The sequence below is a fragment of the Fulvivirga aurantia genome, assembly GCF_009711475.1.
Lineage (GTDB): Bacteria > Bacteroidota > Bacteroidia > Cytophagales > Cyclobacteriaceae > Fulvivirga > Fulvivirga aurantia.
Genome location: NZ_SMMD01000214.1, coordinates 1 through 993 on the forward strand (window position 1 = coordinate 1; position 993 = coordinate 993).

1 protein-coding gene is annotated in these 993 nt (G+C 36.7%); it reads left to right on the forward strand.

Features of this window, described 5'->3' with window-relative positions; translation table 11 throughout:
- Positions 1-993 (forward strand): hypothetical protein (locus tag E1176_RS20230; RefSeq protein ID WP_185152505.1); only part of this gene is annotated, 993 nt, incomplete at both ends.

A 993-nucleotide genomic window follows, 5' to 3' on the forward strand; every position in this document is an offset into this window, starting at 1 on the left:
TTGAAAGGCTAGAATATATTGAATGGCTCTATCCGATATATTTCATTTACAAGCAGCAAAAATTAAACAGTTTTCTTGAACCTAGATTCTACTTTAACCCGACAAAGGGATATTATCACAAGGAAAATCATTTCACTGCTGATAAATTAAGAACGCACCTTGGAGTGCTAATCCAGGTGTTACGCAAATTAGTCCTGCCAACTGTCCCATATGGTTTTGAAAAGAATGACCTGCTGGAAATAAAATCAAGAATTGAACAGCAAATCATTGACTACATAAAAAGTCATATCAAGGATGTTCCAGAGGAAGGCAGAATAGATTTATTTGACTACAACAAAGAATGGGGCTTTAAAAATTCTGAAAAAGAGGCCTTGTTTCCGCAAATAGCCAGAGCCTTAAATTGGTTTGAAAATAAGGAGGTATTTGTAGAGGCTATTATTAAATCCCAGGATATTGTTAAAATTTTGACTATTGCAGAATGGATAACATCGGAAGGGGTCAAAAGAAGATTAATTGAAAAAATTCAACAATCGGATATCAAATCCTTTCTGGAGGAAACGCTTTGGGTTCCTCAAGTTCAACAGGTACTGCTTAGAATAAGCCAATACCCCGAATTGATAAGTCACATTGAAAGGATTGTTGAGTTCTGGGAACAGAATGTATCAAAGAAAAAACAAGAATATGAAGTACAACTTTTTCAAACACGGATGTTGCTGGCTTACTTCAAAAAAGATGAAAAAGAACTAGATGCGATCCACCAACCAAGTAAATCAGCAGTGGTTGGAGTCAGAGAACTTCCTCATGTAGATCATAAAAGATTTTACTCAGCCCTTATAAGATTGGAAAGAGACCCAAGCTCATCATTTGCGATATTCCATCAACTTTGTACCCAATATCCTCAGTATCCTGTCTTCGCATTAAATCGGATGGCCGCCAAGATAAATATGGCCATGGAGGAGAAAAATGATCTTAGTTTGTACCGGGAAGCTCTAG